The organism is Gammaproteobacteria bacterium, from assembly GCA_021647245.1.
GTDB lineage: Bacteria > Pseudomonadota > Gammaproteobacteria > RBG-16-57-12 > RBG-16-57-12 > JAFLJP01.
This window is the reverse complement of record JAKIVC010000018.1, coordinates 1-14,232: the sequence shown is the minus strand read 5'-3', so window position 1 is coordinate 14,232 and position 14,232 is coordinate 1. Positions and strand designations below refer to the sequence as shown.

General features: G+C 49.8%; 12 protein-coding genes. 6 read left to right on the top strand and 6 right to left on the bottom strand.

Features of this window, described 5'->3' with window-relative positions; all coding sequences use genetic code 11:
- The gene (gene purN, locus L3J94_06540; protein MCF6218408.1) at nt 1-687 is read left to right on the top strand and encodes a phosphoribosylglycinamide formyltransferase; all 687 of its coding nucleotides are present in this window, start codon (nt 1-3) and stop codon (nt 685-687) included.
- 140 nt (nt 688-827) lie between these two features.
- Nucleotides 828-1,589 (top strand): DUF3108 domain-containing protein, encoded by a 762-nt coding sequence (locus tag L3J94_06535; GenBank protein MCF6218407.1) that lies wholly within the window; start codon nt 828-830, stop codon nt 1,587-1,589.
- 21 nt (nt 1,590-1,610) lie between these two features.
- Here L3J94_06535 and ptsP read toward each other — a convergent pair whose 3' ends face one another.
- A complete protein-coding gene (gene ptsP / locus L3J94_06530) occupies nt 1,611-3,875 on the bottom strand; it encodes a phosphoenolpyruvate--protein phosphotransferase (protein ID MCF6218406.1) in 2,265 nt (754 codons plus the stop codon).
- A gap of 20 nt (nt 3,876-3,895) precedes the next feature.
- Nucleotides 3,896-4,429, bottom strand: coding sequence for an RNA pyrophosphohydrolase (locus L3J94_06525; protein MCF6218405.1), 534 nt, complete (start codon nt 4,427-4,429; stop codon nt 3,896-3,898).
- A 173-nt stretch (nt 4,430-4,602) separates the two neighbouring features.
- Here L3J94_06525 and L3J94_06520 point away from each other — a divergent pair, with 173 nt between their 5' ends.
- Nucleotides 4,603-5,295, top strand: coding sequence for an HAD-IB family hydrolase (locus L3J94_06520; protein ID MCF6218404.1), 693 nt, complete (start codon nt 4,603-4,605; stop codon nt 5,293-5,295).
- 161 nt (nt 5,296-5,456) lie between these two features.
- Here L3J94_06520 and L3J94_06515 read toward each other — a convergent pair whose 3' ends face one another.
- Both L3J94_06515 and L3J94_06510 read right to left on the bottom strand, forming a co-directional pair.
- Nucleotides 5,457-5,831, bottom strand: a complete 375-nt coding sequence (locus L3J94_06515; protein MCF6218403.1) for a response regulator — start codon at nt 5,829-5,831, stop codon at nt 5,457-5,459.
- A 6-nt stretch (nt 5,832-5,837) separates the two neighbouring features.
- Nucleotides 5,838-9,485 carry a PAS domain S-box protein gene (locus tag L3J94_06510; GenBank protein ID MCF6218402.1) on the bottom strand — a complete coding sequence of 1,216 codons (3,648 nt, stop codon included), beginning with the start codon at nt 9,483-9,485 and terminating at the stop codon, nt 5,838-5,840.
- Nucleotides 9,486-9,560: 75 nt separating this feature from the next.
- On the opposite strand from L3J94_06510, the gene ampD reads away from it, so the two are divergent.
- The 3 genes from ampD (at nt 9,561) to L3J94_06495 (ending at nt 11,721) form a co-directional block, all read left to right on the top strand.
- Nucleotides 9,561-10,121: a 1,6-anhydro-N-acetylmuramyl-L-alanine amidase AmpD gene (gene ampD, locus L3J94_06505; protein ID MCF6218401.1), complete on the top strand. Its 561-nt coding sequence runs from the start codon at nt 9,561-9,563 to the stop codon at nt 10,119-10,121.
- Between the two features lie 134 nt (nt 10,122-10,255).
- Entirely contained in the window at nt 10,256-11,107 is an 852-nt protein-coding gene (gene ampE, locus L3J94_06500) for a regulatory signaling modulator protein AmpE (GenBank protein MCF6218400.1), read from the top strand.
- Nucleotides 11,108-11,109: 2 nt separating this feature from the next.
- Complete coding sequence (locus tag L3J94_06495; protein MCF6218399.1) at nt 11,110-11,721, top strand: alpha-ribazole phosphatase family protein; 612 nt, start codon at nt 11,110-11,112, stop codon at nt 11,719-11,721.
- Nucleotides 11,722-11,878: 157 nt separating this feature from the next.
- On the opposite strand, the gene argH is transcribed toward L3J94_06495, so the two are convergent.
- Entirely contained in the window at nt 11,879-13,285 is a 1,407-nt protein-coding gene (argH, locus tag L3J94_06490; GenBank protein MCF6218398.1) for an argininosuccinate lyase, read from the bottom strand.
- Nucleotides 13,286-13,399: 114 nt separating this feature from the next.
- On the bottom strand, nt 13,400-13,801 hold the full coding sequence (locus L3J94_06485; GenBank protein MCF6218397.1) for a hypothetical protein: 402 nt from the start codon (nt 13,799-13,801) through the stop codon (nt 13,400-13,402).
- Nucleotides 13,802-14,232: the final 431 nt, after the last annotated feature.

Genomic DNA, 14,232 nt, shown 5'->3' with positions numbered 1-14,232 from the left:
ATGATCAACTCAGAGCGAAACACCGCAGTGGTGGTGCTCATTTCAGGGAGCGGCAGCAACCTGCAAGCGATTATTGATGCCACACAGCGTGGTGACCTCGATATTGAGATTAAAGCCGTCATCAGCAACCGCCCTGGCGTACAAGGCATACAACGGGCTGCCAAAGCGGGCATACCCACAGAAACCCTCGACCACAAAGCATTCACCAGCCGCACCGAGTTTGATCGTGCACTGCAACAATGTATCGACAGCTACCACCCTGAGCTACTGGTGCTTGCCGGTTTCATGCGCATTCTCACCACCGATTTTGTACGGCACTACCAAGGGCGACTACTCAACATCCACCCTTCGCTACTGCCTAAATATCCCGGACTTAATACCCACCAGCGCGCCATCGAAGCACAAGATAGCGAGCACGGTGCCAGCGTCCACTTCGTCACCGAAGAGCTTGATGGCGGCCCCCTCATCATACAAGGCCGGGTGGCGATACAGGCAGGTGACACGCCCACACAACTGGCCAAGCGGGTATTGCATGCCGAGCATAAAATCTACCCGCAGGCGATCCAGTGGTTTAGCCAGGGGCTACTCCAACTGGTTGACAACCATGTTTTATTTAACAAAGAACCACGCCACCAACCTTTTATTTTCAACATGGAAGAAGAGAGGGGTATTGACAATGAGTCTTGAGCTATATACGAGGCATCAATCACCAGGCCACCACAGAAGCAAAGAAACTATTTTGTACCAAAGTAATCTGAGATAGAGTGGCTGGATTGACCGGCTGAAACCTCTCTCCATCGCTTTCAGCACTGAGCGCTATTTCGATCATGACAGAATTTCGAGATAAAAAGGCAAAAACACCCATGCAGACCATCCCCTTTATTGCTCTCTTCTCGCTGATTCTTATCTCCCCCTCGGCATTTGCTACAGAGCCCGTCATCCCCGATTTTGATGCCACTTATGATTTAACTCGTGCGGGCATCACATACGGTGAAAACAGGCGTACATTTAAGCGTCTGGATGATGGCCGCTATCAATTTGACTCCAGCACCCGCAGTGTTGGCTTTGCAGCCTTTTTTATCAAAGATAAGATATATGAGAAGAGTCTGTTGCTCTATTCAGCCGATGGTAACCGCCTGCTACCAGAGAGCTACCACTACGCCCGTAGCGGAAAAAAAGAGCGCCATGTTGATCTCAGTTTTGACCGGAAAAATAACAAGGTGACCAACCGGATCAACGATGATCCCTGGGTAATGGAGATTCCGGAGGCGGCGCTAGACAAATTATCTTATCAGCTGCAGATAATGCTCGACGCGGGGGAGAAAGAGCGTTTCAGCTATCCAATTGCCGACGGTGGAAAGCTTAAACAGTATGAGATAGAGCGCATCAGAGAAGAGGTGCTGGAAACTGCGATCGGCCGTTACCAGACGCTGGTGCTGCGGCGCAAAAGTGGCAAGCGAGAGACCACCATCTGGTGTGCACCTGCGCTGAACTACCTACCGATTAAAATCATGCAGAGGGAGAAAGATGGCGGCGAATACTATGCTGAAATCAAGAAACTGCAAGGCATGAATAGAAACGACCTTTAATACCGGCTCACCCTTTACCAATCATTTCCCTGCGCGCAGCAAGCCACCCAGGCCGATATTATTAAGCGCCAGATTCAAGGTCTCTCGAGTGGTGGTCGCATTATCAGCCTGTAGCGCTTCATCAAGCAGCTGGCTGGCATGCTGCTGTGAGAAGTTACGAATCGCCCATTTTACCCGAGGCAGGCTGGCCGCGTTCATGCTCAAACTATCTGCGCCCATGGCCAGCAGCAGGATGGCAGCGGCCGGATCGCCTGCCATCTCACCACAGATGCTGACCTGTTTATTCTGGGCATGTGCGCACTTCACCACGTGTTGCAGTGCTTGCAATACAGAAGGGTGCAGGCTATCAAACAGGTGCGCTACTTGAGGGTTATTACGATCAACAGCCAATAAATATTGGGTCAAATCATTAGTTCCTACCGATAAGAAGTCAACCTGGCAGGCCAACTTATCAGCTTGAAAAACAGTGGCAGGCACCTCTATCATCACTCCCAGGCGGTACCGGCCAACTTTTACACCCTCCTCTCTCAACTCCTTCGCAACCCGGCGAATCAACTGCTTTGCCGATTCAACTTCGGAGAGGTTTGTAATCATCGGCAATAGAATATTAAGATTATCACCACCCTCGCTAGCACGGAAAATGGCGCGTATCTGTACCAAAAATATTTCGGGATGATCCAGCGTCACCCGAATACCACGCCAGCCAAGAAATGGGTTTTCTTCATTGATCGGGAAATAACTCAGCGCTTTATCTCCACCAATATCCAAACTCCGTATCACCACAGGACGGCCTTTAAACGCATTAAAAACCTGGCGATAGATCTGGTACTGCTCCTCTTCCCCTGGAAAACGGTCCCGGATTAAAAAAGGAAACTCGGTGCGGTATAGCCCCACCCCTTCTGCGCCGCATTTCAGTGAAGGGCCAATATCAGACAACAGCCCGGTATTAGCATAAAGCGGGATAAGGGTGCCATCCGTGGTTATCGCGGGTTCATTACGCAGCCCATCCAGTGATTCGACCAGTTCATTCTCTTCCACAACAAGACGTGCATACTCTTTTGCAAGGGTGTCCGATGGCTTGATATATACCTTACCTTGGTAACCATCCACAATGACACGCTGCCCATCCACCCGCCGGATCGGAAAATCAGTAACCCCCATCACCGCTGGAATACCCATCGCCCGGGCAAGTATCGCTACATGGGAGTTATTGGAACCCCGCACAGAGACGACTGCTGTTAATTTCTTCGCGGGCACCTCGGCCAACAGGGTGGCGGTAATTTCTTCACCCACCAGCACCGTCTCTGCCGGATAGTCACTCTTTTGGTCTGGCACATTTTGCAGATGCGCCAGTACGCGGATACCGAGATCGCGAATATCCAGTGCGCGCTCACTGAGGTAGGGGTCTTCCATCTCCTCAAACACCCGAACATGCTCCAACACCGCCTTTTTGAGCGCGCCGGCCGCCCAATGCCCCTGGTGAATGTACTCAATGATTTTATCGAGCATGCCGCCGCTGTCTAGCATCATCAAATAGACTTCGAACAGTACACGATCATCTTCCGGCACTTCCATCTCTTTCAACCGTGCCAAGAGCTGCTTGATATCGTTGCGTACTGCGTCCATAGCAGCCATCAGCCGCTGCTCTTCTGCTGCGGTATCGCTCACCATGCGGTCGGGCACCGCGTTGAGATCTGCCATTGGGTAAACCACCACCGCAGTACCCAATGCTACGCCAGCAGAGCCTGCCAGGCCGAGTAGAGGGCGGTCGCTACGATGCCCTTTTCCCAGCAGCCGCTCAACATCACCCGCCACCTCAGCATGGGTAATAGCGTTCGCCAGTTGAGCGGCCACTGTAATTAGAAAGCTAACGCTGTCCTCGTCAAAGCGAACCCCTTCAATCGCTTGCACGGCCAAAACACCGAGCACCTGACTCTGCTGAATAATCGGCACACCGAGAAAGCCGTGATAAACCTCTTCGCCGGTATCGGGAAAATATTGGTAACGCTCGTGTGAAGGCGCATCATCTAAATTAATAGGCTCCGCACGACTGCCCACCAGACCAATCAAGCTCTTTTCTGCGGCTAAGCGGACACGACCAACCGCCGCTGGGTTTAAACCCAGCGTGGCCATTAACACATACATCTGTTCACTATCACGCAGGTAGACGGTGCAGGCATCCACCTCAACAGCCTGCTTGACACGCAGCACAATACGCTGAAGTGCTACCTCTAGCGTGGGGGCGTTATTAACCTCTTGAACGATTCGCCGCAGGGTGCCAAGCATTTGGTTGCCGACAACAGGCATCAGCCTCTGAACCTCGTTGATGCAGGGGAGTGGGTGCCACGGGGGGGGACTTTATCAGCAGAGCCAAAGAGTGTTGGGGCCAACGTTTTCAGTGCCGATTCGTAAACCTTGCGTTTAAAAAAAACAACCTCATTGAGTGGATGCCAGTAATCAACCCAACGCCAAAAATCAAACTCAGGTCTACCACTGGAATCCAGCGAGACATGGTCAGCAGGCGCAATGAGCCGCAATACAAACCAGATCTGCTTCTGGCCAATACAGAGTGGAAGTTTCTCCCGGCGTAACAAGTGCTTAGGCAGGTCGTAACGCAACCAGTCCGGCGTGCGCGCCAGCACCTCCACATGCTCAGGCAATAAGCCCACTTCTTCATGCAGCTCCCTAAACAGCGCCTGCTCGGGTGTCTCATGCTCTTTTATTCCCCCCTGGGGGAATTGCCAAGACTGCTGACCAATACGCCGCGCCCAAAACAGCTTGCCATGCTGATTTGCTAGGATGATGCCTATATTTGCTCGGTAGCCTTCTAAATCAATCACTTGCATTCATCATGTAATATTAAAGAGAGTTGTCACGATTCTTCCATAAATCCCCATACTCGGCAAATATAAATAGCCTCGCAACGTCAACGCCTCACTGCCAAATCTTTTACAACAGGGTGAAACCCTCTATAGTGCGCGAATAAACAAGATAATCAACGAGGAACAACAGCATGAGTATCGCTATTTTTGATTTGGACAACACCTTGCTAGGTGGCGATAGCGATGCATTATGGGGGGCATTCATTGCCGAGCAGGGCGTCGTTGATGCCGGTTTTTATGCCAAAGAGAATCAGCGTTTCTATGAAGAGTACCAAGCAGGAAAACTGGATATTAACGAATTCCTTAACTTCAGCCTCAAACCACTTTCCGAACTCACGCTGGCAACACTGAACGCACTGCATAAACAGTTCATGGAAGAAAAAATAGCCCCCATCATGCTGCCAGCAGCAAAAAACCTGCTGCAAGAGCACCGTGACCAGGGCCATTTCTTAATGATCATCACCGCAACCAACCGCTTTGTCACCGCACCTATCGCGCAGTTACTCGGTGTGGACGCACTCATCGCCACTGATCCAGAGATGATCAATAACCACTACAGCGGAAAAGTTTCCGGCATACCCTGTTTTCAAGAGGGGAAAGTGAAACGCCTCAACCAGTGGCTGGAGGAGAGTAACAGAACACTGGGAGAGAGCTGGTTCTACAGTGATTCACAAAATGATCTGCCGCTGCTGGAGAGGGTAAACCACCCGATTGCGGTCGACCCCGACCCACGCCTTGCAGAGCATGCCACCCAGCGTGGCTGGCCGTTGATCACGCTGAGAGATGGCAACCAAAGCCAACCCTTCAGCCCGGATATTTCATAAATTTGCGCAAACACCATGCAGAGTATTGGCTTTACAGAGGGTTCACCGCTTCAGTGATTACCGGCGATAGGGGGCTGTGGAATCAATAGGCAGATGAGGTTGTGCATTGTTTATGAATTATTCAGGCTAGGGTCGTGCCTTAAATAATTTCTACACGCTGTTTATTCCTGAGCCAACAGGGCATCCACCGCCGCCAGCAGCTCAACTTTGGTAAAGGGTTTATCGAGTATTTTGGATGCGCCCATCAATTTCGCCACCGAGAGGTAGTAATCAGATGGCGATGTCGGCATGCCGCCCGAAATAGCAATGACGCGCACCTCGCCAAATTCCTGCGAGATTTCCCGGATTAACTCGAGTCCATTCTTTTTCGCCATCATAAGGTCGGTGATAATCAGGTCAAATGTGGATGCCCGATATTTTTGCAAAGCGATAACGCCATCTTCAGCCAACTCCACCTCATGCTTTGCTCGGGTTAAAATCTGCGTCAACATATCGCGTATCTGCTTCTCATCATCCACAACCAATATTTTTGCCATGCTCTCTTACGCCTCACTGCGCCTGTTTATTACAATACCCTTTAGCAGCTCGGAAAAACTTCTGAAGTCGACCGGCTTCTGTAAAACCTCGCGTACCCCCTTCTCTTTCGCCCGCTCAAGATTAACCGAATCACTGTAACCACTGCATAAAACAAAAGGCATCCCGGGAGAGATATTGAGTACCTCTTCCACCAGCTGGTCGCCCCGCATATTTGGCATAAGCTGGTCACTCACCACAACATCATACTTTTCAGGTGCTGCCACGATCATCTTCAGGGCGTCCAACGGGTCGTTTGCCACATCAACATCAAACCCCTGACTGGTTAAAAAGAGTTGAATAACATTTGTTAACGCTACTTCATCATCAACATAGAGAACCGTGCCCGCATGCACCGTACGCTTGGCTTTCGATTTGGTGGCCGGTGCCGGTGCCGGTGCCGGTGCAACAAGTTTCTCTGGTTGTTGATGGCTGGCCAGTGGCAGATAAATATCAAAGCAGGCACCACTCTCTGACGAGTCGCGGAGTCGGATTACCCCTTGATTGTTATTCACAATACCGTGAACAGCCGCCAACCCCATACCGGTTCCGCTACCCACCTCTTTTGTGGTGAAAAAGGGTTCAAATATTTTGGAGTGTAACTTTTCCGGCACACCCGGCCCATTATCAGCAACTGACAAATGTAAGTAGCAACCAAGCTCTCCCGCACGCAGCTCTGATATATCAAGTTCTGAGGCGCTGCATTGGCGTGTCGCAATGACCAGCCGCCCCTTCTCATCCATCGCCTGCATCGCATTCACACAGAGATTCATAATAATTTGATGTAGCTGAGTAGGGTCCATCTCTACCATCATAGAGATACCCGCATACTGCTCTTCAATGGTGATAGTGGCTGGGGAAGAGGTACGAATCAGGCGCACAGCCTCTTTTACCACTGTTTCAGCATCAAATATTTGCCGTTCATTGTATGACTGCCGACTGAAACTTAAAATCTGCTTTACCAGCTCTTTAGCCCGCTGGCTGGCGGTTTGAATCTCCAACATATTACTATATGCATCACTGCCCACTGGCAGGTCATCCTGAACCAGGTCAGAGTAACCGATTATTGCGGTCAGTATATTATTAAAATCATGGGCAATACCACCCGCCAAGCGACCAATAGACTCCATTTTTTGTGCTTGCTGAAGCTGATTTTCAAGATTTTGTTCGTCTGTCACATCCCGCAACAACCCCACAAAACGCATCCCTTTTACCGTCACAACCGGTGAAAGACTCACCATAAAGTTGCGCTCATTCTTATCTTTACTACAATGCCACTCATAACGTCCTGACCAAGACTCCCCTCGGGTTAAGGCATCCCAGAGCATCTCTGAGAACTCGCTTCCTGAGCATTCAGAGTTTAGCAGGGGCAGCTGGGTGCCAATAATATCACCCTCGGAAGATAGGGTCTCCTCATAAGCTGGGTTAACGTACTCAAGCTGCCCTTGTGCATCGGCAATAAACATCCCCTCTTCGGCCTGAAAAATCGCAGAGGCCAGCATCTGATTCTCCTCCTCCACCCGCTTGCGAGCAGAGATGTCACTGGCAACCCTCACTCCGCCTTTGCGGCTGCCATCCTCATTAAAGAGCGGCACATTAACCACCTCAAAAACAGCATTACCCTGCGACGTCGGGTACTCCAGCTCCCAGTGGGTTATATCATCGCGCTCCCAGACCTGCTCACCCTCACCATCAATGAGCACTCTCTGCTTCAAAATATCGCTTTTTTCTACCAACTGTTTCGTGGTCAACCCTTGGTACTCATCTCCGCTTAGCCCTAAGTTGCGCAACAAAATATCATTTGCAATCAACCAGCGCGTATCAACATCCTGAAGCAGAGCCTCATCCGGCAGTGCCTGAATAAGAGAGTTCATCCAATACTCTTTTTCGCGCAGCTCCATCTCCGCCTGCTTGCTTCGGCTGATGTCTGTGCGCATAGAGAGATAGCGCTCTGGCAAATTGTTGCTGCCCATAAAGGGGACAATCGTAGTGTTAACCCAATAATATTCACCGCTTTTGTTGCGATTTCTAATATCACCTTGCCAAACTTTGCCCGCACCAATGGTTTGCCACATATCTTGCCAGAACGTCTGAGAGTGAAGCCCTGAATTCAGTATTTGGTGATTAGCGCCCAGCAGCTCCTCTTCTGAATATTGAGAGATTTGACAGAACTTATCATTCACATAGGTGATCGCACCCGATGGATCTGTCATCGCCACAATGGCATGCTGATCTATAGCGTATTTCTGCCTTTGAAGCTCATGCAGCGCCTCTTTCATCTCCGTATTCACCCAACTCAACTGCTGCTCACGCCGCCTCATAACCGCAATGACGCTTCCAAAAACAAGTAGAAACCAGATAGTATTGGCGCCATTTATAAAGCTGAGCAGCCGCTGATTATGCTGCGCCATGAGTAACGAGTTAGCCAGCAGGTCTTCACTCAAGAGGTGAAGCGCACTCAGTGTTTTTTCGGTCTCTACACCCTTCACAAATGAAGCGGGCTCACCCTTCGCCTCTGCCGAAAAGGTGGTTGATAGCCGTGCAACCAGTGTTGATATCGCCCATAACTCTTTACGCAGCTGCTCGTCCTCTTTAGTCGTCACCACGCCATCCAGATTCATTACAACATCAATTGAGTGCGCAATATCATCAACACGCTCCAGCCAGTTGGCCAAGCGATAAGGCTCACCATTAGCAACCTCCTGCATGTATCGCATCTGTGCGAGGTCACTCTGGATTCGATAACCCACCTGGGCCAGGCTCGACTCTTTCTGGAAAGAGTTCGCAACAAACCACTGCCCCAGCACCATCAAGCTGATACCAAAAACGCCAATACCCACCAACCAGTAATTAACACCCACCCCTAACGTCATAGCATTAAATTTAATATTGCGCAGCAGAAACGATATTATTGCAATGGTGGTGCCTACCACGAAGACAACCCATAGCGTAAGTTCCGAGCGCGTAATAACGCCATCTAATGAATCGATCAGATGCGCGCCCCCTGTTACCGTAACCGTTGTGCCACTCAAGGCTGTGTAATGTGCCACCGCTATTCCAAGGCCCAACACCAGCGACGCTTGCAAGTGGCGATTCTTCTCCCCCTTTCCCTGCCGTACTAAATGAATATGCTGAGACATTAAATAGAGCCCAGTGATGCTAGCCGCCAATGCAATAGCGAGTGAGATTAAAATAACTGACATCTTATATTCTATAAGGCCACTCACTTTTAGTGCCATCACGCCCGTCAGGTACATCACGGCAATCGCTCCCCCTAACACGGCACCCGCAAGAAGCAGCACCCGAGGACCCCGCTGCAACACCATTAAATAGGTCGCCACCACCGAGACAAAAAGAGTGACCAAGAGAGAGAGAAAAACATAGGAGGGGAGGTATACGGTAAGCGTGGGGAGCGTATGTGAAAGCACGCCCACGAAATGTACTGTCCAGATCGAAACACCCATTAGCACTGCAGCAGATAAGAGAGCCCGCATGCGGGCTCCACCTTGCAGAGCAAAAACATTACCCATCACACCCAGCGAAGAGTAGACCCCCCAAACCGAAATAATCAGAGAGAGAATAATAAGGCCAGAATCGTGGCTTGCTTCCAACAACATGAAGAATACCTATCTAATTAAAACACCTTTCCATTTATAATGCCGTTAGCAGGCAGCTAAAAAGGAAACTGTACTATGTCCAAATTCACCTTAATCAAAAACCGTGGAGTCATCCCCCAGGCTCGCCTCCTGCTCTCACCCAATTTTGATCGACGTCCTGACCCTGATGAGGTCTCGCTATTGGTGATACACAATATAAGCCTCCCCCCCGGGAAATTTGGGGGTAATGAGATTGCCGAGTTCTTTTGCAATCAACTCGATTCAAGCCGGCACCCCTTTTTCTCTCAAATTAAGGATATGAAAGTATCCGCACACCTTCTTATTGACCGAAAAGGAGCGTTAACCCAGTTTGTACCTCTGCACAAACGCGCATGGCATGCAGGTCAATCCTGCTTTGCAGGTCGAGAAGAGTGTAATGATTTTTCCATTGGCATTGAGCTGGAGGGTGGCGACAACACCCCTTATACCAAGGAGCAGTATAAGGTGCTGGCAGATGTCACCCACCTCATCATGCAGCACTACCCCGCCATTACCAGAGAACGCATAACCGGGCATAATTCCATCTCTCCCGGACGAAAAACAGATCCTGGCCCCGCTTTTGACTGGCCACGTTATCGCAAAAATATATTGCCTTAAAGGGTTCTGGTTTAGTCAGATTGAGCGGGCAAAATCATGACTTGTTGATAAAGATTCTCTCCTGCTGTGGTAATACCTACATCGTGGTATAGTCATCAAAATCTGCCAGTACATCAACCGTCGGAATACACTCCATGACTTTGATCATTATTCTCATCTGCATCGCGGTCGAAAAATTCACCCCCACCATCAGCCAGTTTCGTCGTTATCACTGGCTAAAGCAGTACATGCAGTGGTTTCATCGCGCCTGCCCGAACCTTGACGGCACAATCACACTTTTATTGATACTTGCCCCCATTATTATTCTTGGAATAGTGGTTCTTTCAAGTATCAATCTTCTACTGTGGTTTTTATTATCCATCGCCGTGCTCAGCTACAGTATCGGCCCCCAAAATAGCGCCATCCAGGTAACCGACTACACAGATGCTGCTGAGCGTGGCGACACTGAAGCGGCGCTACATTATGCAAATAAACTTCACCCCTACCGCCATGAAATGACAAAAATTGAGCAGGCTAACCAACACGTTATCAACGCCATCCTCACCAACACCTGTGAACGCATCACGGCGGTTCTATTTTGGTTCCTCATCCTGGGGCCATTGGGCGCACTACTCTATCGGTGCAACCAACAGCTCATGCACTACAGTCAGAATAAAGATTGCGAAGAACTACGGGAAGCAACGCAACGGCTACACACTATTTTAAACTGGTTACCTGCAAGGCTGACTGCCATGAGTTATGCATTAGGTGGCAGCATGAGTGATGCGTGGCAAAACTGGCGCTGCTATCAAACAGAGTGGGCACAAACCTATTGTGATGATAATTGCGGCATCCTGATATGTAGCGGCTTGGGCGCTTTACAAATTGAACCTAACGGCAGAGAAAGCGACCTACAAAATGTACAGTGCACACTCGCCTTGGCAAACAGAGCAATCATCATCTGGATCACGCTTATCGCGGTACTGACTTTGACTGGGCTATCTTAGGCATGAGTGATTACCTCTGCACCACCATCGACCTTATTCGCCATGGTGAACCGGTTGGCGGAAAAAGATATCGCGGCCATCTTGATGACCCCTTAAGTGACAAAGGGTGGAGCCAGATGCGCGCTGCCATTGCCGAACACCACCCCTGGAGCGCCATCGTAAGCTCAAGCTTACAGCGCTGCGCTGCATATGCTGAAGAAGTCGCCAACCGCTACCAACTCCCCCTTACGCGGGACGCTCGATTAATGGAGCTTGGCTTTGGTGAGTGGGAAGGAAAAACAGCACAACAACTAATGACAGAAACCCCCCATGCACTGAATAGTTTTTGGCGGGATCCCATCAAAAACCCACCACCCGGAGGTGAAACTCTAGCCTGCTTTCGCACAAGAATCCTTCAAGGCTGGCGAAATGCCATCGCACAACATCAAGGAGAACACATACTAATGGTCGGACATGCGGGCATGATGCGTATGATCATCCGCGAAGTGCTCGGAATGCCACTAGAGAACATGTTCCGCCTAGACATCCCCAATGCCGGCATCACCCGCATCAGCATTGACCATAATGAGAACGGTGACCTGCCGCGCCTCCATTTTCACGCTGGGCAACTGTGACCAAGCACTGGCAACACACGCGGTAAATTTTCGGCAGCGGCATACCGAAAAACGAGTAAAGACCCGTTTCGGCAGGGGTTAGCATCCTTATCGGGGTAGGGTATCACCACAAAACACAATATTTAGTGAAGCGTATATTTCCCTAACCGTCGACAGGCTAGTTTGCCCCGTCCAACCACTCACGCCCGCGCAACACCGCCTTACGCACTTGCCGAGGTGCAGTCCCCCCTAAATGATCACGCGCCGATACGGAGCCTTCCAAGGTCAACACACCAAAGACATCTTGTTGGATCACATCTGAAAACTGACTCAGCTCATCCAGCTTCATTTCACCTAGGTCTTTATTCTGCTCGATACCATAGCGTACCGATTTGCCTACAATTTCATGGGCATCACGAAACGGTACGCCTTTACGAACCAGGTAGTCTGCTAAATCTGTCGCCGTTGAAAAGCCCCGAATCGCTGCATCACGCATAGCATCACGATTAACCGTGATTGCCGGAATCATGTCGGCAAATACTTTTAGGCAGCCTCGCAGGTTATCGATAGTATCGAATAGCGGCTCTTTATCTTCTTGATTATCTTTGTTGTAGGCCAGCGGCTGGCCTTTCATTAGGGTCAGCAGGCAGACGAGGTGTCCATTTATGCGGCCGGTTTTCCCTCGAATCAACTCGGGGACATCCGGGTTTTTCTTCTGCGGCATAATAGAAGAGCCTGTACAGAAACTATCGCCCAACTCAACAAAGTTGAATTGTGCTGAGCACCAGATAATCAGCTCTTCAGAGGCGCGGGAAAGGTGCGTCATTATCAAGCTTGCGGCAGCGACAAACTCAATCGCAAAGTCACGATCACTCACCGCATCCAGAGAGTTTTCACAAATAGCCTCAAAACCCAGTGCGTTAGCGGTAAACTCGCGATCAATTGGGTAGGTGGTGCCCGCCAGTGCGGCACTACCCAGCGGCAAACTATTAACACGTTTTCGGCAATCGGCTAAACGCCCTGTATCGCGTTTTAACATTTCAAACCATGCTAGCATGTGGTGGCCAAAGGTGATTGGCTGTGCTGTTTGAAGGTGAGTAAAACCCGGCATGATCGTATCAGCCTCGGCCTCGGCCAAGCTCAGCAATGCGCCTTGCACCCGTGATAGCTCCTGAGAGATCACATCAATTTCCTCACGCAGATAGAGCCGAATATCCGTTGCAACCTGGTCATTTCTTGAGCGTCCGGTGTGGAGCTTTTTGCCCACATCACCAATGATCGTCGTGAGACGTGCCTCAATATTCATGTGAACATCTTCCAGCGCGACCGACCAGTTGAATTCGCCCTGTTCAATTTCAACCAACACCTGCTCTAATCCGCTTAAAATCTGCGCCACGTCATCAGCACTTAAAACCCCCACATGCCCTAGCATTCTCGCATGGGCTACCGAACCGGCAATATCATGTTTATAGAGGCGCTTATCAAAGCCGACAGAGGCCGTAAAAGCTTCTACAAATGCATCAGTGGGTTCGTTAAAACGACCACCCCATGGTTTATCTATCGACTGATTGCTCACGGTGTATATCCTGCTTATTCTAAAAAAAGCCAGTATAAGCGATAACAAATAGACACGCGAATCTGAATAACGGATACAACGAATAAGCCAACTAGCCAGGAAAGCAGATGGGCAAGTAGTGGCTCAATTGGGAAACAGAGGGGTCACTGATGTAGCATTCGCCGAGTCACCCTCAGATAAACGTGCTTTTAGAATGCTCTCTAGAGTCATCCAGACGAAGGGGAGCAGTATATCGGTATTAACCCGATAGTGACGTAACTCACACGACACAGCTGAATGGATGTTTTTTCGGCTGGTTTTTTCGAACAGGTGCCATGCAACCACCGGCATCTCCAGCGCACCACGATCAACACAGACCCAGCTATCCGACTCCAGTATCATGTCCAAATGACATAGCCCTACCAAGGGAAAGCGCAGCGGCCTACCTAGCCGATTGAGTGCCCGCTGGATCAAGTTATAACGCTCAGCATCTATTTCAATCGTCTCTATGAAGCAAGCAGGAATTTCATGAATTCTCGTTCGCATAGCTGCCCTCATCGTGTGCAATGCTTGGAAAACAATCACAAGCTGTACGATTTATCGGCAACATGGAACAAGGGTTTAATCGGCGACGATCGTCCTTGACCGTTTCATAACCTATAGACTTCACTCTACCTCTGCTTGATACCATCACAAGAGTATCGAGCAGGCATAAAAAAAGGCGACCTTTCGGCCACCTTTAGTACAACTACCACTCCAAACCGGACATCCTGTCCGCAGCACCTCCCTGGTGCAAAATTCATCCCTCTGTATATCCTTATGGTTCTTCCTTGAAAACTCCCTTGTATCTCCTCTTCCGACATTAAACATAACAAGGTTGCGGCCAAATACAATGGCGCTTTATCGGCTGTAAGCACACCGAAAACACCACATAAAAAATATTATTAAAATAAATGGCAACAGAATGAAGAGGTCAC